Here is a 14,884-nt window from a genome sequence, read left to right as displayed (position 1 = left end):
CGGAAGCGCGCCGGGAGCTCGGCCGCGGACCGGGTGATCCCGAGCGCCACCGCACCGCCCTCGGTGGAGGCGAGGATGTCGGTGATCACGAGGGCCGGCGCCAGGGCGTGCAGGCGCTCCTTCGTGGAGTCGCTGAACCGCATCCCGGAGGACAGCACGGAGGTGAGGGCGGGCAGCTCGGTGATCCCCGCCGCCTCTGCCGCCTCGAGCAGGGGAGGGCGATGGCGTCGCCCGCCACCGCCACGCGGGTGACCCGCTCGTCGAGGATCGTGCGGATCGCGAGGTCGGCGTCGAAGCGGAGCGTCGGCAGGACCACCACGGATCCGCCCAGCAGGAGGGCGTTGATGACCGTCGTGAGCGCGGTGCCGTGCATGTAGGGGGAGAGGGCCAGGGCCACGATCGGCTTCGAGTCCGCATCGGTGGCCATGCGGACGACGTCGTCGCCGCTCTCCGGCAGCGGCAGTCCCGCGCTGACGTACGCGTTGTACACCTGCATGGCGAGCATCTGCCGCGTGCTCCAGACCGCGGCCTTCGGCGCGCCGGTCGTGCCGCCTGTGTACATGAAGAAGTCGCTGTCGATCGGGTCCTCGTAGGGCAGCGGCTCGCGGGCGGCGTACCCCGCGAAGTCGAGCGCACCCGGCAGCAGCGGAACGTCGGGCACGTCCTGGACCTGCAGCAGCACGAGCGGACGCCCCAGCTGAGCGACCGCATCCGTCACCACGTCGGCGAGCGAGGCGGGGAAGAGCAGAGCCTCCGAGTCGGAATCCGAGAGCAGGGCAGCGACCTCGTGGGCCCGGTACCGGAAGTTGAGCGAGACCGGCACCACGCCGGTCCGCAGGGCGCCCGCGAAGGTCAGCAGCCACTCGGGGCGGTTGTAGAGGAGGATCGAGACCTTGTCGTCGCGGTGCACGCCGAGCTCGGCGAGCAGCGCGGCCACGCGGGCGGCCGCGTCGTCGAACTCGGCGAAGGTGAGCCGGTCGCCGCCGATCGTGACGACCGCCGGCCGGTCCGGGGCGGCGAGGGCGATCCGGTGCCAGAGGTCCGCGTAGTTCCCGTCCACCGTCAGTCCAGCGGAGCGAAGGTCGGGCCGGACAGCTGCGCGAGCGGCGCGAGCTCCGCATCCCACACCTGCTGGATGCCCTCGGCCGTCCAGCCGCCGTCGACGTCCCGCGTCGTCAGCGGCGCCGGGTGGGCGTAGAGGGTGAGCCGGTCCCCGCCGAGTCCGATCGCCTGGCCGGTGACCCCGGCGGACGCGTCCGAGACGAGCCACACCACGAGCGGCGCCACGTCGTCCGGGGAGCCGAGCGCGTGCTCGCGCCGGATGACCGGCGGGAGGGGCTCGCCCTGCTGGAACTTCTCCCAGGCGTCCTGGTAGATCGGCATGCTGCCGGTCATCGCCGTCATCGCGGTGGGGATGACCGCGTTCACGGTCACGCCTGCTCGGGCGAGCTCGAGCGACCAGGTGCGCGCCATGGCGACGATGCCGGCCTTGGCGGCGGAGTACGCCGTCTGCCCGAAGTTGCCGAACTGACCCGCGGGGGAGCCGATCAGGAGGATGCGGCCGCCCTCGCCGGCCTCCCGGAAGTGGATGGCGGCGGCACGCCCGCAGGTGAAGGCGCCGCGCAGGTGCGTCTCGATGACGATGTCGAACTCGTCGTCGCTCGCCTTCCACATCACCCGGTCGCGCAGGACGCCCGCGTTGGCGATCATCGCGTCGAGCCGGCCGAACTCGCCGACCGCCGTGCGGACCAGGGTGTCGGCGGTCTCGGCCGAGCCGACCGCGGCGACCACGACGGCAGCGCGGCCGCCCGCGTCGCGGACGAGCGCCGCGGTCTCCTCGGCGGCGTCCGCGTCCACGTCGTTGACGACGACGGCCGCCCCGGCGCGAGCGAGCGCGACCGAGTAGGCGCGGCCCAGGCCGCGGCCGCTGCCGGTGACGACCGCCACCTTGCCGGTCAGGTCGACCCCGCTCATCGGTAGTACCTCAGCACCATGTCCGCCACGCAGGCCGGCTTCGCGCCGCCCTCGATCTCGAAGGTCACGCGCGGATGCACCTGGTAGCCGCCCGCGATCTCGTCCACCTTGAGGACTTCGCCGATGACCCGCACACGTGCGCCGACGGGCACCGGGGCGGGGAACCGGAGGCGGTCGAGGCCGTAGTTGATGCCGACGCTCGCGCCGGTGACCTCGAACACCTCGGCCATGAGCGGCACGACGAGGCTCAGGGTGAGGTAGCCGTGCACGATGGTGCCGCCGAACGGGGTGCCGCTCGCGAACTCCTGGTCGAGATGGATCGGGTTGTGATCACCGGACAGGTCGGCGAACGCGACCACGTCCGCCTGCTCGATCGTCCGCCAGGACGAGGGCCCGAAGGACGAGCCGGCCACAGAGGGCAGCTGGTCGACGGGGACGGTGACACTAACCTCGGTATTCGACGTCATTCAGTCTGCTCCTATGCGCCATTGCACTTAGAATTCAGGCTACCTGAAACTGTTCGGCGATGTCGAGAGAGGAGCGGCCGAGTGAACGCGATGCGCGAGCCCGAGGGCTACCTCATCTACCTCATCAAGCAGGTCGAGCTCGGCGTGCGCCGCCCGTTCGAGGAGCTGCTCGCGGCGAAGGGGATCAGCACCCCGACGTACACCGCCCTGACGGTGCTGCGCCGGTGGCCGGGCATCACCTCGTCCGAGCTCGCGCGCCGCTCGTTCGTGCGCGCGCAGACGATGGCCGAGACCGTGAACGCCATGCTCGACTCCGGCCTGCTGCGCCGGGAGAAGGATCCCGCGCACGGCCGCCAGATGCTCCTCTACATCACCGCAGAGGGAGACCGCATGATCGACCGGGTGCGCGACGACGTGCAGGACCTGGACGCCGTGCTCGCCTCCGCGCTCAGCGAGGAGGATCGGCGCCAGCTCATCCACCATCTGCGTGCGTGCCGCGACGTCCTCCTCGCCCGCGAGGGGCGCGTCCGGGTCTGAGACGGCCGCCTCGTCTTTCCCTCAACAGGCATTCCTGCCGCCGACAGGCTGGACGCGGGCGGCATCCCCTGCTGGAGGCAATCCCGCCTGTTGACGGAGAGCGGCCCGGGCCGACCCGTCAGCCGGCGAGGGCGGAGGCGGTGGCCGGCGCGCCGATGCGGCGGATGCGGGCGCTCGTCGCCATCGAGAGCTCGCGGATGGTCTGGACGCCGTGGCGCTTCGCCGCGTGCACCACGATCGCCGCGCACGCCTCGGCGTCGGACAGGGCGTCGTGGTGACGGAAGTCCTCGAAGCCGGCCGCCATCGCCGCGACCGGCAGCTTGTAGGACTCCAGGCTGTAGGTCTTCCGCGCCACCTGGAGGCTGCAGAGGTAGTCGTATGCCGGGGCCGGCATGGAGCTGGCGGCGCATGCCGTCGTGATGACGCCCATGTCGAAGCCGGCGTTGTGGGCGACGAACACGTCCGCACCGGCGAAGCCGACCAGGTCACTCAGCTGCTCGCTCCAGAGCAGCGCGTCCTCGATGTGGCTCTCGTCGATGCCGTGGATCCGGGTGTTCCACTCCGAGAACCAGTCGTGCCCGAAGGGCGGGCGGATGTACCACGACGCGCGATCCACGACGCGGCCGTCGCGCACCTTCACGAGCCCGACGGAGCACGCGGAGGCGCTCGAGCGGTTGGCGGTCTCGAAGTCGATCGCAGTGAAGTTCATCCCCATGGCGCGATGGTTCCATCCGCCTCCGACCCCGCCGGCTCGCCCCGCCGACGACCGCGGAACCGTCCCCCGGGGCCTCTTTCCACGGCCGGAAGCTGACCAGATCAAGGAGATTCCGCGGCGAGAGGGCCTCCTGGAGCATGAACTTGCTGGTGGGGTAACGAATCTCCTTGATTCGGTCAGCCGGCATCGCCGGCGGACCGGGGACGTTACAGCGGGCCGGGAACACCCTCATGAGCGGCGGCGGAGCGTGGGCGTCGCGTCGGTGGGAGTGACCGAGCCGGAACGTGCACGTCGGCGGCGCCCGGTAGCGTTGTACCCCGTGGCTCTCACCATCGGAATCGTCGGACTCCCGAACGTCGGCAAGTCGACGCTCTTCAACGCGCTCACCCGCAACGAGGTGCTCGCCGCCAACTACCCGTTCGCGACCATCGAGCCGAACGTCGGCGTCGTCGGCCTGCCCGACCCGCGCCTCGACAAGCTCGCCGAGCTGTTCAGCAGCGAGCGCATCGTCCCGGCGACGGTCTCCTTCGTCGACATCGCGGGCATCGTCCGCGGCGCGAGCGAGGGCGAGGGCCTCGGCAACCAGTTCCTCGCGAACATCCGCGAGGCCGACGCGATCGCGGAGGTGGTCCGCGGCTTCGACGACCCGGACGTCGTGCACGTCGAGGGCCAGATCGACCCCGCCGGCGATCTCGAGACGATCAACACCGAGCTGATCCTCGCCGACCTGCAGACCCTCGAGCGCGCGATCCCGCGCTTCGAGAAGGAGGTCCGCGGCAAGAAGCTCGAGCCCGCCGTGCTCGACACCGCCCAGAAGGCGAAGGAGATCCTCGACGCCGGCACCACCCTCTCCGCGTCCGGCCTCGACGTCACACCCATCAAGGAGCTCGGCCTCCTCACCGCGAAGCCCTTCATCTACGTCTTCAACGTGGACGAGACCGTGCTGACCGACGAGGCGAAGCGCGCGCAGCTGGCCGCACTGGTCGCGCCTGCGGAGGCGGTCTTCCTCGACGCGAAGCTCGAGTCGGAGCTCATCGACCTGGACGCGGCGGATGCCGCCGAGATGCTCGCGAGCACCGGCCAGGAGGAGAGCGGCCTCGACCAGCTCGCCCGCGTCGGCTTCGACGCCCTCGGCCTGCAGACCTACCTGACGGCCGGGCCGAAGGAGTCGCGCGCGTGGACGATCGGCAAGGGCTGGACCGCCCCGCAGGCCGCCGGCGTGATCCACACCGACTTCCAGAAGGGCTTCATCAAGGCCGAGGTCATCTCCTTCGCCGATCTCGTGGAGACCGGCTCCATCGCCGAGGCGCGCGCGAAGGGCAAGGCCCGCATCGAGGGCAAGGAGTACGTCATGCAGGACGGCGACGTCGTGGAGTTCCGCTTCAACGTCTGAACCGCCTCCGAGCCCCGACGGCGGCGGGGCGGTCCATCTCGAGCGCCCCTGCGAGAGGGGCCGATCCGCGCCCTGGTGCGCTGTCGGCCGTTCATGGAACCGTGTGTGCCATGGAGATCCTCCGCCTGCAGCCGGCCGGACTCGTCGTGAGCCCGGCGTTCAGCCATGTCGCCGTCGTGCCGCCCGGCGCGACGACCATCTACGTCGGCGGCCAGAACGGCGTCGACGAAACCGGCGCCGTCGTGTCAGCCGACGTCGCCGAGCAATCCGTCCGGGCCGTCGACAACGCGAGCACGGCGCTCCAGGCAGCGGGCGCAACGCTCGCCGACGTGGTGCAGTGGACCGTGCTCATCGCCGAGGACGCCGACCTCCGCGCCGCGTACGGCGCCATCGCGCCCCGGCTGGCGACGGGCGGAGCGCCTCCGCTGGTCACGGCCGCGCGGGTCGCGGGCCTCGGTGTGCCCGGTGCTCTCATCGAGGTGAGCGCCATCGCCGCAGTCCTCACGCCCTGAGCGGAGCGCGGCGGACGCAGGCGCGCGACGCGCGCATGCCGTGCGCCCGTTCCGTCGCAGCGCCGCAATTAGGGTGGCGCCATGGGGGCGTCGAGCGGAATCCGGGCGGTACACGCGGCAGCCCTGGCGGCCGCCGTGATGGTCGGTGCGTCCGCCTGCACGGCTGCGGCCCCGACGCCGTCGGTGTCGTCCGCCACACCCGCGCCCCCGCAATGACACCGACCCCGACCCCGTCCGAATCCGCCGCGCCCGCGGCCGCCCTGCTCTCGGTCACGGCGGAGTCGGTCTCCGTCCAGACGGCGGACGGCGCGGTGCTCGCGTCCTATGACTACCGCCGGCTCACGTCCGACGTGGTGGCCGACCTGTCCGGCTTCCTCGGGGAGCCCACGCAGGTCTCCTTCCCCCAGAGCTCGCACCAGGGCGGTGGCATCACCTACCAGTGGGACGGGTTCCGGGTGTCCTCGGAGGACCGGTGGGCGACCATCCCCGACGCGGAGCTGCCGACCTACGAGCCGCGCTGGTGGATCGCGGCGACGGCTCCCTCCGCGCGCGGACTGGCCATCCAGACCATCGACGGCGTTCGCGTCGGCGACTCGACCCAAGAGGTTCTGTCCTCCCACCCGGAGGCCGTCGAGAGGGTGGAGCTGAGCGAGTTGCCGTCCCGGTACGACTTCTTCCTCGGGCCGGTGCCGCCGCCGATCCCCGAGGACGACCCCTCCTATTCCGAGTCGCACCGCTGGAGCGTGTGGGTCTTCGACGAGGACCCGACGGACGTCCTGCAGGAGATGCGGGCACCCTCCGCGAACTTCGGCGCCTGACGCCGGTCTCGTTCCGCCCGGAGCCTCGTCGGGCGCGCCGCCCGGGCGATGGCTCCGGTGCCCTGTAGGACTGGCAGTTCCTCCCAGTGCGCCACTCGGGCGCGGAGGAAGAAGGTGGGGCGCTCATGGCGGCGAACGATCAGGCCTACGTCGTGATTCAGGTCGTGCTCAAGGAGAAGGTGTTCGGCACAGGGTCCGGGAACCTGACCGAGCTCGAGAAGGCGATCAACGCGCAGGCCGCGCTCGGCTACCGTCTGCACACCATCACGACCGCCTCGTCGGGCAGCAAGGGCATCGTCGGCGGAGACCGCGTCCAGGCCACCCTGGTGTTCGAGCGGCTCTGATCGCCACAGCGGCGCGCAGCGACCAGCAGCGTGCGCACCGCCGGGAGGCCGCTCGCCAGGCTTCTGAACAGCACCGTCGAGCATGATCACGTGAACCGACGGGCGGACGGATCATGACGCGGCTCGACGTCCTCGCGGTCGTCGCCGTTGTCCTCCTGGGCGGTCTGACGGCGGCCGGGGCGGTGCTCACGGTTCGTCGTGCTCGGGATCCGAGGTGGCGGCGGGACCAGTGGATCGCCCACAACGCGACGGCAGGCTCGCGCACCCTCGCTGCCGGAATGTTCGCACTCTGGTGCGGGACCCTGCTGGTGGCGGGAGCGGTGACGCTCTTCTACGTGCACCCGCTGCTCGGTGTCGCCCTCCTGATCGCCGGTGCCGCTCAGGCCACCTTCGCCGTCTACCTGGCTCGGGTCGGTCGGCGGCCGCCTGAGGACGGCTGGTTCGACGGCGCCGATGCGGAGCCGGACGAGCAGTCGCGTCTCGACCGCAACACTTCGGACTAACCGCAACGGTGTCCGGTTGCGGTTAGTCCGAAGTGATGCGGCTGGGCGGCGCGGCCCCGACCGTCGCCAGCCCTACATGCGCCCGGCGTCGATCACCGCCGCCGCGAAGGCGTCCGGTGCCTCCTGCGGGAGGTTGTGCCCCACCCCGCCCTCGACCACCCGATGCTCGTACGGGCCCGTGAACCGGGCGGCGTAGGCCGCGGCCTCGGGGTGCGGGGCACCATTCACGTCGCCCTCCAGCGTGATCGTCGGCACCGCGATCGACGGCAGAGCCGCCAACCGACGCTCGGCGTCGTCGAAGCGGCGCTCGCCGTCGGCCGCGCCGAGCCGCCAGCGGTAGTTGTGGATCACCAGGTCGACGTGGTCCGGATTGGCGAAGGAGGCGGCGCTGCGGGCGAACGTCTCCGGCGAGAAGTCCCACTTCGGTGAGGCGAGCCGCCAGATCAGCTCTGCGAACTGGTCGCGGTACTGCTCGTACCCGGCCCGGCCTCGCTCGGTCGCGAAGTAGAACTGGTACCACCACGACAGCTCGGCGGCCGGCGGCAGCGGCCGGCGGTTGGCCGCCGGATCGCCGATCAGGTACCCGCTGACCGAGACGAGCGCCCGGCAGCGCTCCGGCCAGAGCGCCGCCAGGATGTTCGCCGACCGGGCTCCCCAGTCGAACCCGCCGATAATCGCCCTCTCGATCCCGAGCGCGTCAAGGAAGGCGACGGCGTCGAACGCGAGCGCGGACTGCTGCGCGTTCCGCGGCGCCGTCTCGTCGAGGAACCGGGTCGAGCCGAATCCGCGGAGGTGGGGGATGAGCACGCGGTGTCCCGCCGAGGCCAGCAGGTCCGACGCGTCGAGATAGCTGTGGATGTCGTAGGGCCAGCCGTGCAGCAGGAGCACGGGCGGGCCCGAGGCGGGGCCGACGTCCGCGTAGCCGACGCTCAGCTCCCCGGCGTCCACCTGGCGCAGCACGGCGAAGGTCGGAGGCGCCCCGTCCTCCGACGGCCGGGATGCGCGCGCGTCCCGCACGGCGGCCATCGGAAGCGTGGCGGCATCCGTCTCGAGCGTCATCGGAGCGACCGGAAGGCGGCGCGCATCTCCTGGGCGAAGAGCTCCGGCTGCTCCCAGGCCGCGAAGTGGCCGCCGCGGTCGAGCCGGTTGAAGTGGATCAGGTTCGGATACGCCTCGGCCGCCCAGCTGCGCGGGGCCGCGTAGATCTCGTCGGGGAAGACGCTGACCGCGACCGGCAGAGTGACGCCCTTGGGCGCGAAGAAGGGCAGCTTGCTCTCCCAGTAGAGCCGCGCGGAGGAGACCGCCGTCTTCGTGAACCAGTAGAGCGACACGTTGTCGAGGATGTCGTCCCGGCTGAGGCCCTCGGATCCGCCCCGGAACACCCGCGCGATCAGCTCGTAGCTGCGCGAGTCGTGGTCGAGCATCCAAGCCGCGAGGCCGACGGGGGAGTCCTCGAGCGCGTACAGCGTCTGCGGGCGGTTGCCCATCTCCTGCGCGTAGGCGAGGCCGTGGGCGTAGAAGAACGCGAGCTGGTCCCAGGCGCCGCGCTCCTCGGGGTCGAGATCGGCTGGCGGCTGGTCGCCGTTCGTCAGGGCCGTCTGGATGGCGTCCGGGACGGTGGCGGCCATGTTGGTGTGGATGCCGATCAGCCCGGGAGGCGTTTGCAGGGCCATCTGCTCGGTGACCGCATTGCCCCAGTCGCCGCCCTGGGCGACGTACCGGTCGTAGCCGAGCCGCTGCATCAGCTCCGCCCAGGCGCGGGCGATGCGCACCGGATCCCAGCCGCCGTCGGTCGGCGTGCCGGAGAAGCCGTGGCCGGGCAGGGACGGGATGACGAGGGAGAAGGCATCCTCCGCGGAGCCGCCATGCGCGGTCGGGTCGGCGAGCAGCTCGACGATCTTGAGCTGCTCGATCACCGAGCCCGGCCACCCGTGCGTGACGATCATGGGCAGCGCGCCCGGGTGGGGCGAACGGACGTGCAGGAAGTGGATGTCGACTCCGTCGATCTCGGTCACGAACTGGGGGAACGAGTTGAGCCGCGCCTCCACGGTGCGCCAGTCGTGCTGGTCGGCCCAGTAGCGCGCGAGCTCCTGGACGACGTCGAGCTGGACTCCCTGGGACGCGTCGGCGACGATCTCCTTCGCCGGCCAGCGCGTCGCGCGGATGCGGCGGCGGAGGTCGTCGATCTCGGCTTGTGGGATGTCGACCCGGAACGGCCGGATGTCGTGCCCGGTCTGGATGCGCGACTCGGTGATGGTGCTCATGGAACTCCTCCTTGGGACGACCCGGCGAGGGGCGTCGGATTCTGCGTGAGTCGCAAGCCGGTCCCTGCCGTTCCGGAGGGCGGAACAGAACGGACGACGGTGCGACGGGTCGAATCTGCTCCTCCTCGGCGGCGGCGTCCTCCGGAGGAATCCCCAATTGCGGGCGGAGGCCGACCGGGGATGCGGAGAACCCCTCAAGTCCGCGGTCGAGGACCGGGAGCCTCTAGACGACGCCCCGCCGGAGTGCGTAGGCGGTCGCCTCGCTGCGGCGGGCAACGCCGATCTTGCGGTAGAGGCTCGTCAGGTGCCGCTCCACGGTCCGGTCGCTCAGCCACATCACGCCGGCGATCTCCTTGTTGCTGAGACCCTGGGCCAGGAGACCGAGGACCTCGGCCTCCCTCCGCGTGAGCGGCAGGAGCGTGGAGCGCTCGCCGCCGGTCCCGGGGCCTCCGGCGGCACCGCGCGAACCGCGCTTGCCGCCTCGCGGTGCTCCTCGACGCTCGCCGGCGGAGCGGCGTCGGCGGCGAAGCGAGCGGCGTCGCGAACGCGGCGCGCGCCCGACACCAGCAGCGGCTCGAGGTCCTCCGCCAGGGTGCGCAGCAGCTCGGCCTGCCGCGCGACCGTGGCCTCTGCGGCGGTCAGCGCGGCCTGGGACCGCGCGAGCCGCCGGGCGGTGTGAACCGCGATCGCCGCCTGGCCGACGGCGACCCGGAGGAGGTGCGTCTCCCGGTCGGTCGGGAAGTCGCGTCGGCCGGCGGACACGAGCACCAGGCCGGGCTCCCACGGCAGCGCCAGCGGCAGGCTCGCGACGCGGAGCCGACCCGGGTCGCCTCCCGTCTCAACGTCCCGCGTCGTGACCCCGGGCGCGCGGACTGCGTCGGCGTCCAGCACCTGCCGCAGCTCACCGGGCACGCTGGGCCCCGACGGTCGCCACACCTCGAGCGGGTGGCCGTCGTGCGGATCGTCGAAGCGCGCGTAGGCGGAATCCAGCTGCAGGATGCCGGACAGCACGCTGAGGAGGCCAGACGCGATCTCCTCGGGGCGGTGGTCCACCCACATCGCGGGAAGGGCGAGGAGCGCGCCCATGTCGCGCATCCAGTGCCGGGAGTCGAGCGCCGGGCTGTCCTGCCCGCCCCGAGCTCCGCGCTCGCCGCCGTCCAGGGGGTCCACGCCGGCCCGCCGTCAGCCGTCAGCCGTCCGTCGGCCGGACGAGGCCGCGCTCACCGAGGAACGCGGACGGCGGCTCGAAGAAGGGGTTCTCCTGCAGCATCCCGCCGATCACGACCATCGGATGGGTGCGGAGGATGTCGACGATGAAGGACCCGTCGAAGAGCGTGGGGTCGTAGGCGCAGATCACGACGTGCTCGTGCCGGGCGTGGAGGAAGTTGGCGCGCGCCTCGAACTCGATGAGGCGGTCCTCGGCGTCGCGCTGCCCGACCGCCCAGCCCATGTCGGCCACCATCCGGATGCGCGGCGACCGGCGTGCGGTGAGCAGCTCGTCCAGCAGGCCGAGCATCTCCGCCTGGTCGAAGTGCCCGGTGCGGAGATAGGTGTCGTTCCAGGTCCGCACCTCGCATCGGTGCTGCTCGAGCAGCGCGCCCGCGTCGTAGCCCAGATGCCGGAGCCGATTCACCGGTCCGGCCGACCGGGCGGGGTCGACCAGGTAGAGGAGGCGATCGCCGCGGTCCACCCCATCGCTGACGAACGGGTCGAACAGCAGGTCCGCCTCGCGGGGACCGTTCACGAACGCGCACACGTGGCGGTAGCGGTCGAGCACGCCGCCCGCGAACGTCACCGGGCCGCCGCTGCGCTCGGCGTCGACCGCAGTTGCCATCTGACCTCTCGATTCCCGCGCAACCCGAGCCCGACGCCTGGAGGCTAGCGCAGGGCTCGGGCCGCCCACAACGGCGATGGTCGAGCGGGCGGGCCGGGGTCGGACCGCCCGTCAGGAGTGCAGCGGAATCCCCTTGGTGATCCGGTCGATCGCGTTCCGTGCACCGTGCAGCCCCAGCCCGACGAGGTCGAGGTCGCCGCTGCGCACCGCCGCCACTGCGGCCCGGTTCGCGGCGTCGTGCCCGGTGCCGAACAGCTCGGCGGTGTACACCGCGGTGCGGATGCCGCGGTCCACCGCACGCACCCGTGCGGCGGTCAGCTGCTCAGCGGTCGCCGAGAACACGAGGACCGGCTGACGGAGCATCGGGAGGTACTCGACGCCGTCCGCGTCGCGGTAGGGCTCGCCGAGCATGTCGTCCGCGCCCGAGAGGCCGCTGGACAGGAAGGCAGTCACGTTCAGCTCCTGCCAGGGCGCCAGATCGGCACGAAGCAGCACCGCGAGCTTGGTGTCGAAGCGGACGGGCGGGGCGGCGTCGAGCGTCATGGTCCGATGCTCCGCCGGAGGAGGGGGCCGAGTCTTGTACGTTCTTGACATGTCCACCGGGGAGCGGGTCCGCGCCTGGCGGCCGGCGGTCCCGCAGGTCAGCGAGGTGCTGCACGCCCGCTTCGTCGGCCACTCCTACCCGGCGCACACCCACGCGGAGTGGACGCTGCTGCTCGTGGATTCGGGCGAGGTCGCGTACCGGCTGGACCGGCACGACCTCCGCACCGGCGGGGCGCTCGTCACGCTGCTTCCGCCCGGGGTACCGCACGACGGCCAGTCGGCGCAGCCGAGCGTCGGCTTCCAGAAGCGTGTCGCCTACCTGACCGAGGACTGGCTGGGCGCGGGTGCGGTGGGCCGGGCGGTGGATCGGCCCGCCATCCAGCGCGCCGACGTCCTGGAGGGCGTGCGGCGGCTGCACGCCGCCCTCGCGACTCCCGGCGAGGAGCTCGCTGCGGAATCGCTCGTGCACCGCACGGCCGAGCTGGTCCGCGCGCACCTCGGCTCGACCCCTCTGGACACCGGCCCGCGCGCGGATCGCGGCCTCGCTCGGCGGTTCCGGGAGGTGCTCGACGCCGATCCCATCGCCCCGCCCACGCTCGTGGCCGCGGGGGCTCTGCTCGGCGTCCACCCGAGCTCGCTCAGCCGCGTGTTCGCCCGGGCGTACGGGCTGCCGCCCCACCGATACGTCACGGGCCGTCGCGTCGACCTCGCCCGCCACCTGCTCCTCGACGGCGCCTCGCCGGCCGACGCCGCGGCACTCGCCGGCTTCTCCGACCAGGCCCACCTGACCCGGCACTTCCGGCGCACTCTGGGCGTCACGCCCGCCGCCTTCGCGCGGAGCGGCGCGCACCGCGGTCTCGTCGCCTGAGGTTCGCGGCGTCCCGGGTCGGACGTCCAGAAAGCACTGGCACGCTGAACGCGTGACGGTTCTTCCCATGTTCCCGCTCGGCACCGTGCTGTTCCCCTCCATGCCGGCCGTGCTGCGTGTCTTCGAGGAGCGCTACCTGGTGATGCTCGCCCGGGTGCTGAGCGACGAGCCCTCCGAGTTCGGCATCGTGCTCATCGCGCGGGGAGCGGAGGTCGGCGGGGGAGAGCAGCGGTTCGACGTCGGGACGATCGCGCGCATCACCCAGCTCCTCGAGGGCGACGGCTTCGTCGGCCTCGTCGCCGAGGGCACCCAGCGCTTCGAGGTGGAGCGATGGCTCGACGACGATCCCCATCCGCTCGCGGAGGTGCGCCTGCTGCCGGAGCTCTCCTGGGACGAGGCGCAGCGCCCGCTGCTCGAGGAGACCGAGAAGGTCGTCCGCCGGGTGCTTGCCCAGGCCAGCGAGTTCGGAGAGCAGCGCTGGTCCGCGGACGTGGAGCTCGTCGACGATCCGGTCGCGGCCGCGTGGCAGCTGGCCGGGATCGCGCCCATCGGCGAGCTCGACCAGGTGGCGCTCCTCCGCTCCACCAGCGTCGGGGAGCTGCTGAACGAGGTGCAGCGCCTCTCGGCCGAAGTCGTGGACACCCTGACGGCGGCTCTCCTGATCGACGGTGTCGATGAGGAGGACGAGGGGTTCGGTCCCGCCGACGGCGCCTGACGCCGGCGGGAGGAGCGCTCAGCCGAGCGTCCTCCGCATGAGGATGCGCGGGAAGCCGTTCACGACCGAGGTCGTATCGGCGGCCTTCTCGAAGCCGGCCCGCTCGAACATGCTGCGAGTGCCGACGAACGCCATCGTGAGGTCGACCCGCTCGCTCCCGTTGTCGACCGGGTAGCTCTCGACCGCAGGGGCGCCCGAGGCTCGCGCGTAGGCGACCGCGCCGTCGATCAGCGCGGGGGTCACGCCCTGCTTGCGGAAGCCGGGGCGTACGCGGATGCACCACAGCGACCAGACGGGCAGCTCGTCGATGTGCGGGATCTTCCGCGAGTTCGCGAACGGGTGCAGCTCGGCCCGCGGAGCGATGCCGGCCCAGCCGGCGACCTCCCCGTCCCGGTAGGCGAGGACGCCCGGAGCGAGGTCCCGGGAGCAGAGCTCCCGCACCTTCTCGGCGCGCGCGGCACCTGCCAGGGACCGGTTCTCCTTGGAGCTCAAGCGCCAGGAGAGGCACCAGCAGACCGACGACTCCGGGTTCTTCGGCGCGAACATGGTCGCCATGTCGGCGAACTCGTGCGCCGGCTTCACCTCGATCGGCATCGACACCTCGCAGCACGGAGATCCGGGAAGGCCGCGGGGGCGACCTGCGTCCATCGTGCCGGATGCCTCCGACGCTCCGCGATGTCCGCCGCCGGGTCCATGACGACCGACCCGCGGTGTCGGCCGTGTCGACGCCGTCACACAGGGAACTGGATGCGGCGCAGCGGCTAGCGGCCGGCCGCCAGGATCCTGTCCGCGAAGGCGGCGACGGTCGACACCACCAGGGCCGCCACCTCGCGCTGGGGGAGCGGCGACGCCTTCAGCACGCGCATGCCGTGGTCGGCTCCCGGCACGGGGACGACCTGGATTCCGGGTCGATCGGCCGCCTCCTGCTCGACGAGGCCGGCGCTGCCGAAGGTGTCCCGGTCGCCCTGCAGAACCAGGACCGGGACGGAGGGGGTCAGCAGCTCCTCGAGGCGCGACCGCTCCGGGTGCGCGGGGGGATGAAGGGGAAAGGCGAGGCACACGACGCCCACCGCGCCCACCGCCGCGGAGGTGCGGCACGCGACACGGGCTCCCGCGCTCCTGCCTCCCACGAGGAGCGGCGCGCCGGCGGCGAGCTCGGTGACGGCCGCGGCCGACTCCAGCCAGGCCGCATCGAGCATCGGCGGACGGGGGCCACCCGGCCGCCGCGCACATGCCAGGGCTGCTCATGCCGGATCACGGTGAACCCGAGTCCCGGCAGACCGGCGGCGAGTGCGGTGAGGTCGAGCGCGCCCACCCCGCCGCCCGCCCCATGGCCCAGCCAGAGCACGCCGCGCGGGGAGTCGGCCGAAGCGATGTGCAGGCGCGCGGGACCGGTC

The 14,884-nt window shown here is 72.3% G+C and carries 20 protein-coding genes; 8 read left to right on the top strand and 12 right to left on the bottom strand.

The window, feature by feature from the left end:
- Positions 1 to 85: 85 nt before the first annotated feature.
- From QUE51_RS02690 to QUE51_RS02680, 3 genes are read right to left on the bottom strand one after another with little or no spacing between them, the layout of a single operon-like run.
- On the bottom strand, positions 86 to 1,060 hold the full coding sequence (locus tag QUE51_RS02690) for an AMP-binding protein (RefSeq protein WP_286278079.1): 975 nt from the start codon (positions 1,058 to 1,060) through the stop codon (positions 86 to 88).
- A 2-nt stretch (positions 1,061 to 1,062) separates the two neighbouring features.
- A complete protein-coding gene (locus QUE51_RS02685) occupies positions 1,063 to 1,974 on the bottom strand; it encodes an SDR family NAD(P)-dependent oxidoreductase (RefSeq protein WP_286278078.1) in 912 nt (303 codons plus the stop codon).
- Positions 1,971 to 2,441 (bottom strand): MaoC family dehydratase, encoded by a 471-nt coding sequence (locus tag QUE51_RS02680; RefSeq protein WP_286278077.1) that lies wholly within the window; start codon positions 2,439 to 2,441, stop codon positions 1,971 to 1,973. Before QUE51_RS02680 ends, QUE51_RS02685 begins: the two co-directional genes overlap by 4 nt.
- 90 nt (positions 2,442 to 2,531) lie before the next feature.
- Here QUE51_RS02680 and QUE51_RS02675 point away from each other — a divergent pair, with 90 nt between their 5' ends.
- Complete coding sequence (locus tag QUE51_RS02675; RefSeq protein WP_286279231.1) at positions 2,532 to 2,978, top strand: MarR family winged helix-turn-helix transcriptional regulator; 447 nt, start codon at positions 2,532 to 2,534, stop codon at positions 2,976 to 2,978.
- A 118-nt stretch (positions 2,979 to 3,096) separates the two neighbouring features.
- Here QUE51_RS02675 and QUE51_RS02670 read toward each other — a convergent pair whose 3' ends face one another.
- The gene (locus tag QUE51_RS02670) at positions 3,097 to 3,693 is read right to left on the bottom strand and encodes a 3'-5' exonuclease (protein WP_286278076.1); all 597 of its coding nucleotides are present in this window, start codon (positions 3,691 to 3,693) and stop codon (positions 3,097 to 3,099) included.
- Between the two features lie 319 nt (positions 3,694 to 4,012).
- Between QUE51_RS02670 and ychF the strand changes: the two genes are divergently transcribed.
- From ychF to QUE51_RS02645, 5 genes are all read left to right on the top strand, one after another.
- Entirely contained in the window at positions 4,013 to 5,086 is a 1,074-nt protein-coding gene (ychF, locus tag QUE51_RS02665) for a redox-regulated ATPase YchF (RefSeq protein ID WP_286278075.1), read from the top strand.
- Between the two features lie 110 nt (positions 5,087 to 5,196).
- The gene (locus QUE51_RS02660) at positions 5,197 to 5,598 is read left to right on the top strand and encodes a RidA family protein (protein WP_286278074.1); all 402 of its coding nucleotides are present in this window, start codon (positions 5,197 to 5,199) and stop codon (positions 5,596 to 5,598) included.
- Positions 5,599 to 5,810: 212 nt separating this feature from the next.
- On the top strand, positions 5,811 to 6,416 hold the full coding sequence (locus QUE51_RS02655; RefSeq protein ID WP_286278073.1) for a hypothetical protein: 606 nt from the start codon (positions 5,811 to 5,813) through the stop codon (positions 6,414 to 6,416).
- Positions 6,417 to 6,541: 125 nt separating this feature from the next.
- Positions 6,542 to 6,760 carry a DUF4177 domain-containing protein gene (locus tag QUE51_RS02650; RefSeq protein ID WP_286278072.1) on the top strand — a complete coding sequence of 73 codons (219 nt, stop codon included), beginning with the start codon at positions 6,542 to 6,544 and terminating at the stop codon, positions 6,758 to 6,760.
- 113 nt (positions 6,761 to 6,873) lie between these two features.
- Positions 6,874 to 7,263, top strand: coding sequence for a hypothetical protein (locus QUE51_RS02645; RefSeq protein ID WP_286278071.1), 390 nt, complete (start codon positions 6,874 to 6,876; stop codon positions 7,261 to 7,263).
- Positions 7,264 to 7,335: 72 nt separating this feature from the next.
- On the opposite strand, the gene QUE51_RS02640 is transcribed toward QUE51_RS02645, so the two are convergent.
- From QUE51_RS02640 to QUE51_RS02615, 6 genes are all read right to left on the bottom strand, one after another.
- A complete protein-coding gene (locus QUE51_RS02640; RefSeq protein ID WP_286278070.1) occupies positions 7,336 to 8,322 on the bottom strand; it encodes an alpha/beta fold hydrolase in 987 nt (328 codons plus the stop codon).
- Complete coding sequence (locus tag QUE51_RS02635; protein WP_286278069.1) at positions 8,319 to 9,527, bottom strand: epoxide hydrolase family protein; 1,209 nt, start codon at positions 9,525 to 9,527, stop codon at positions 8,319 to 8,321. The genes QUE51_RS02640 and QUE51_RS02635 overlap by 4 nt, the downstream gene beginning before the upstream one ends.
- A gap of 223 nt (positions 9,528 to 9,750) precedes the next feature.
- Positions 9,751 to 9,903, bottom strand: a complete 153-nt coding sequence (locus tag QUE51_RS02630) for a response regulator transcription factor (protein WP_286279229.1) — start codon at positions 9,901 to 9,903, stop codon at positions 9,751 to 9,753.
- Positions 9,864 to 10,697: a hypothetical protein gene (locus QUE51_RS02625; RefSeq protein ID WP_286278068.1), complete on the bottom strand. Its 834-nt coding sequence runs from the start codon at positions 10,695 to 10,697 to the stop codon at positions 9,864 to 9,866. Before QUE51_RS02625 ends, QUE51_RS02630 begins: the two co-directional genes overlap by 40 nt.
- A 19-nt stretch (positions 10,698 to 10,716) precedes the next feature.
- On the bottom strand, positions 10,717 to 11,361 hold the full coding sequence (locus QUE51_RS02620) for an MEDS domain-containing protein (protein WP_286278067.1): 645 nt from the start codon (positions 11,359 to 11,361) through the stop codon (positions 10,717 to 10,719).
- A 111-nt stretch (positions 11,362 to 11,472) separates the two neighbouring features.
- Positions 11,473 to 11,904: a DUF2000 domain-containing protein gene (locus QUE51_RS02615; protein WP_286278066.1), complete on the bottom strand. Its 432-nt coding sequence runs from the start codon at positions 11,902 to 11,904 to the stop codon at positions 11,473 to 11,475.
- 49 nt (positions 11,905 to 11,953) lie between these two features.
- Here QUE51_RS02615 and QUE51_RS02610 point away from each other — a divergent pair, with 49 nt between their 5' ends.
- Together QUE51_RS02610 and QUE51_RS02605 are read left to right on the top strand one after the other, a co-directional pair.
- Positions 11,954 to 12,772 (top strand): helix-turn-helix transcriptional regulator, encoded by an 819-nt coding sequence (locus QUE51_RS02610; RefSeq protein WP_286278065.1) that lies wholly within the window; start codon positions 11,954 to 11,956, stop codon positions 12,770 to 12,772.
- 52 nt (positions 12,773 to 12,824) lie between these two features.
- Positions 12,825 to 13,487 carry an LON peptidase substrate-binding domain-containing protein gene (locus QUE51_RS02605; protein ID WP_286278064.1) on the top strand — a complete coding sequence of 221 codons (663 nt, stop codon included), beginning with the start codon at positions 12,825 to 12,827 and terminating at the stop codon, positions 13,485 to 13,487.
- A gap of 18 nt (positions 13,488 to 13,505) precedes the next feature.
- Here the strand turns inward: QUE51_RS02605 and QUE51_RS02600 are convergent, their stop codons facing one another.
- Together QUE51_RS02600 and QUE51_RS02595 are read right to left on the bottom strand one after the other, a co-directional pair.
- A complete protein-coding gene (locus QUE51_RS02600; RefSeq protein WP_286278063.1) occupies positions 13,506 to 14,081 on the bottom strand; it encodes a GNAT family N-acetyltransferase in 576 nt (191 codons plus the stop codon).
- 167 nt (positions 14,082 to 14,248) lie between these two features.
- Positions 14,249 to 14,686 carry an alpha/beta hydrolase family protein gene (locus QUE51_RS02595; protein WP_286278062.1) on the bottom strand — a complete coding sequence of 146 codons (438 nt, stop codon included), beginning with the start codon at positions 14,684 to 14,686 and terminating at the stop codon, positions 14,249 to 14,251.
- Positions 14,687 to 14,884: the final 198 nt, after the last annotated feature.

The sequence above is a fragment of the Naasia aerilata genome (assembly GCF_030296595.1).
Classification (GTDB): Bacteria; Actinomycetota; Actinomycetes; order Actinomycetales; family Microbacteriaceae; genus Naasia; species Naasia aerilata.
This window is presented reverse-complemented; position numbering and strand designations above follow the sequence as displayed.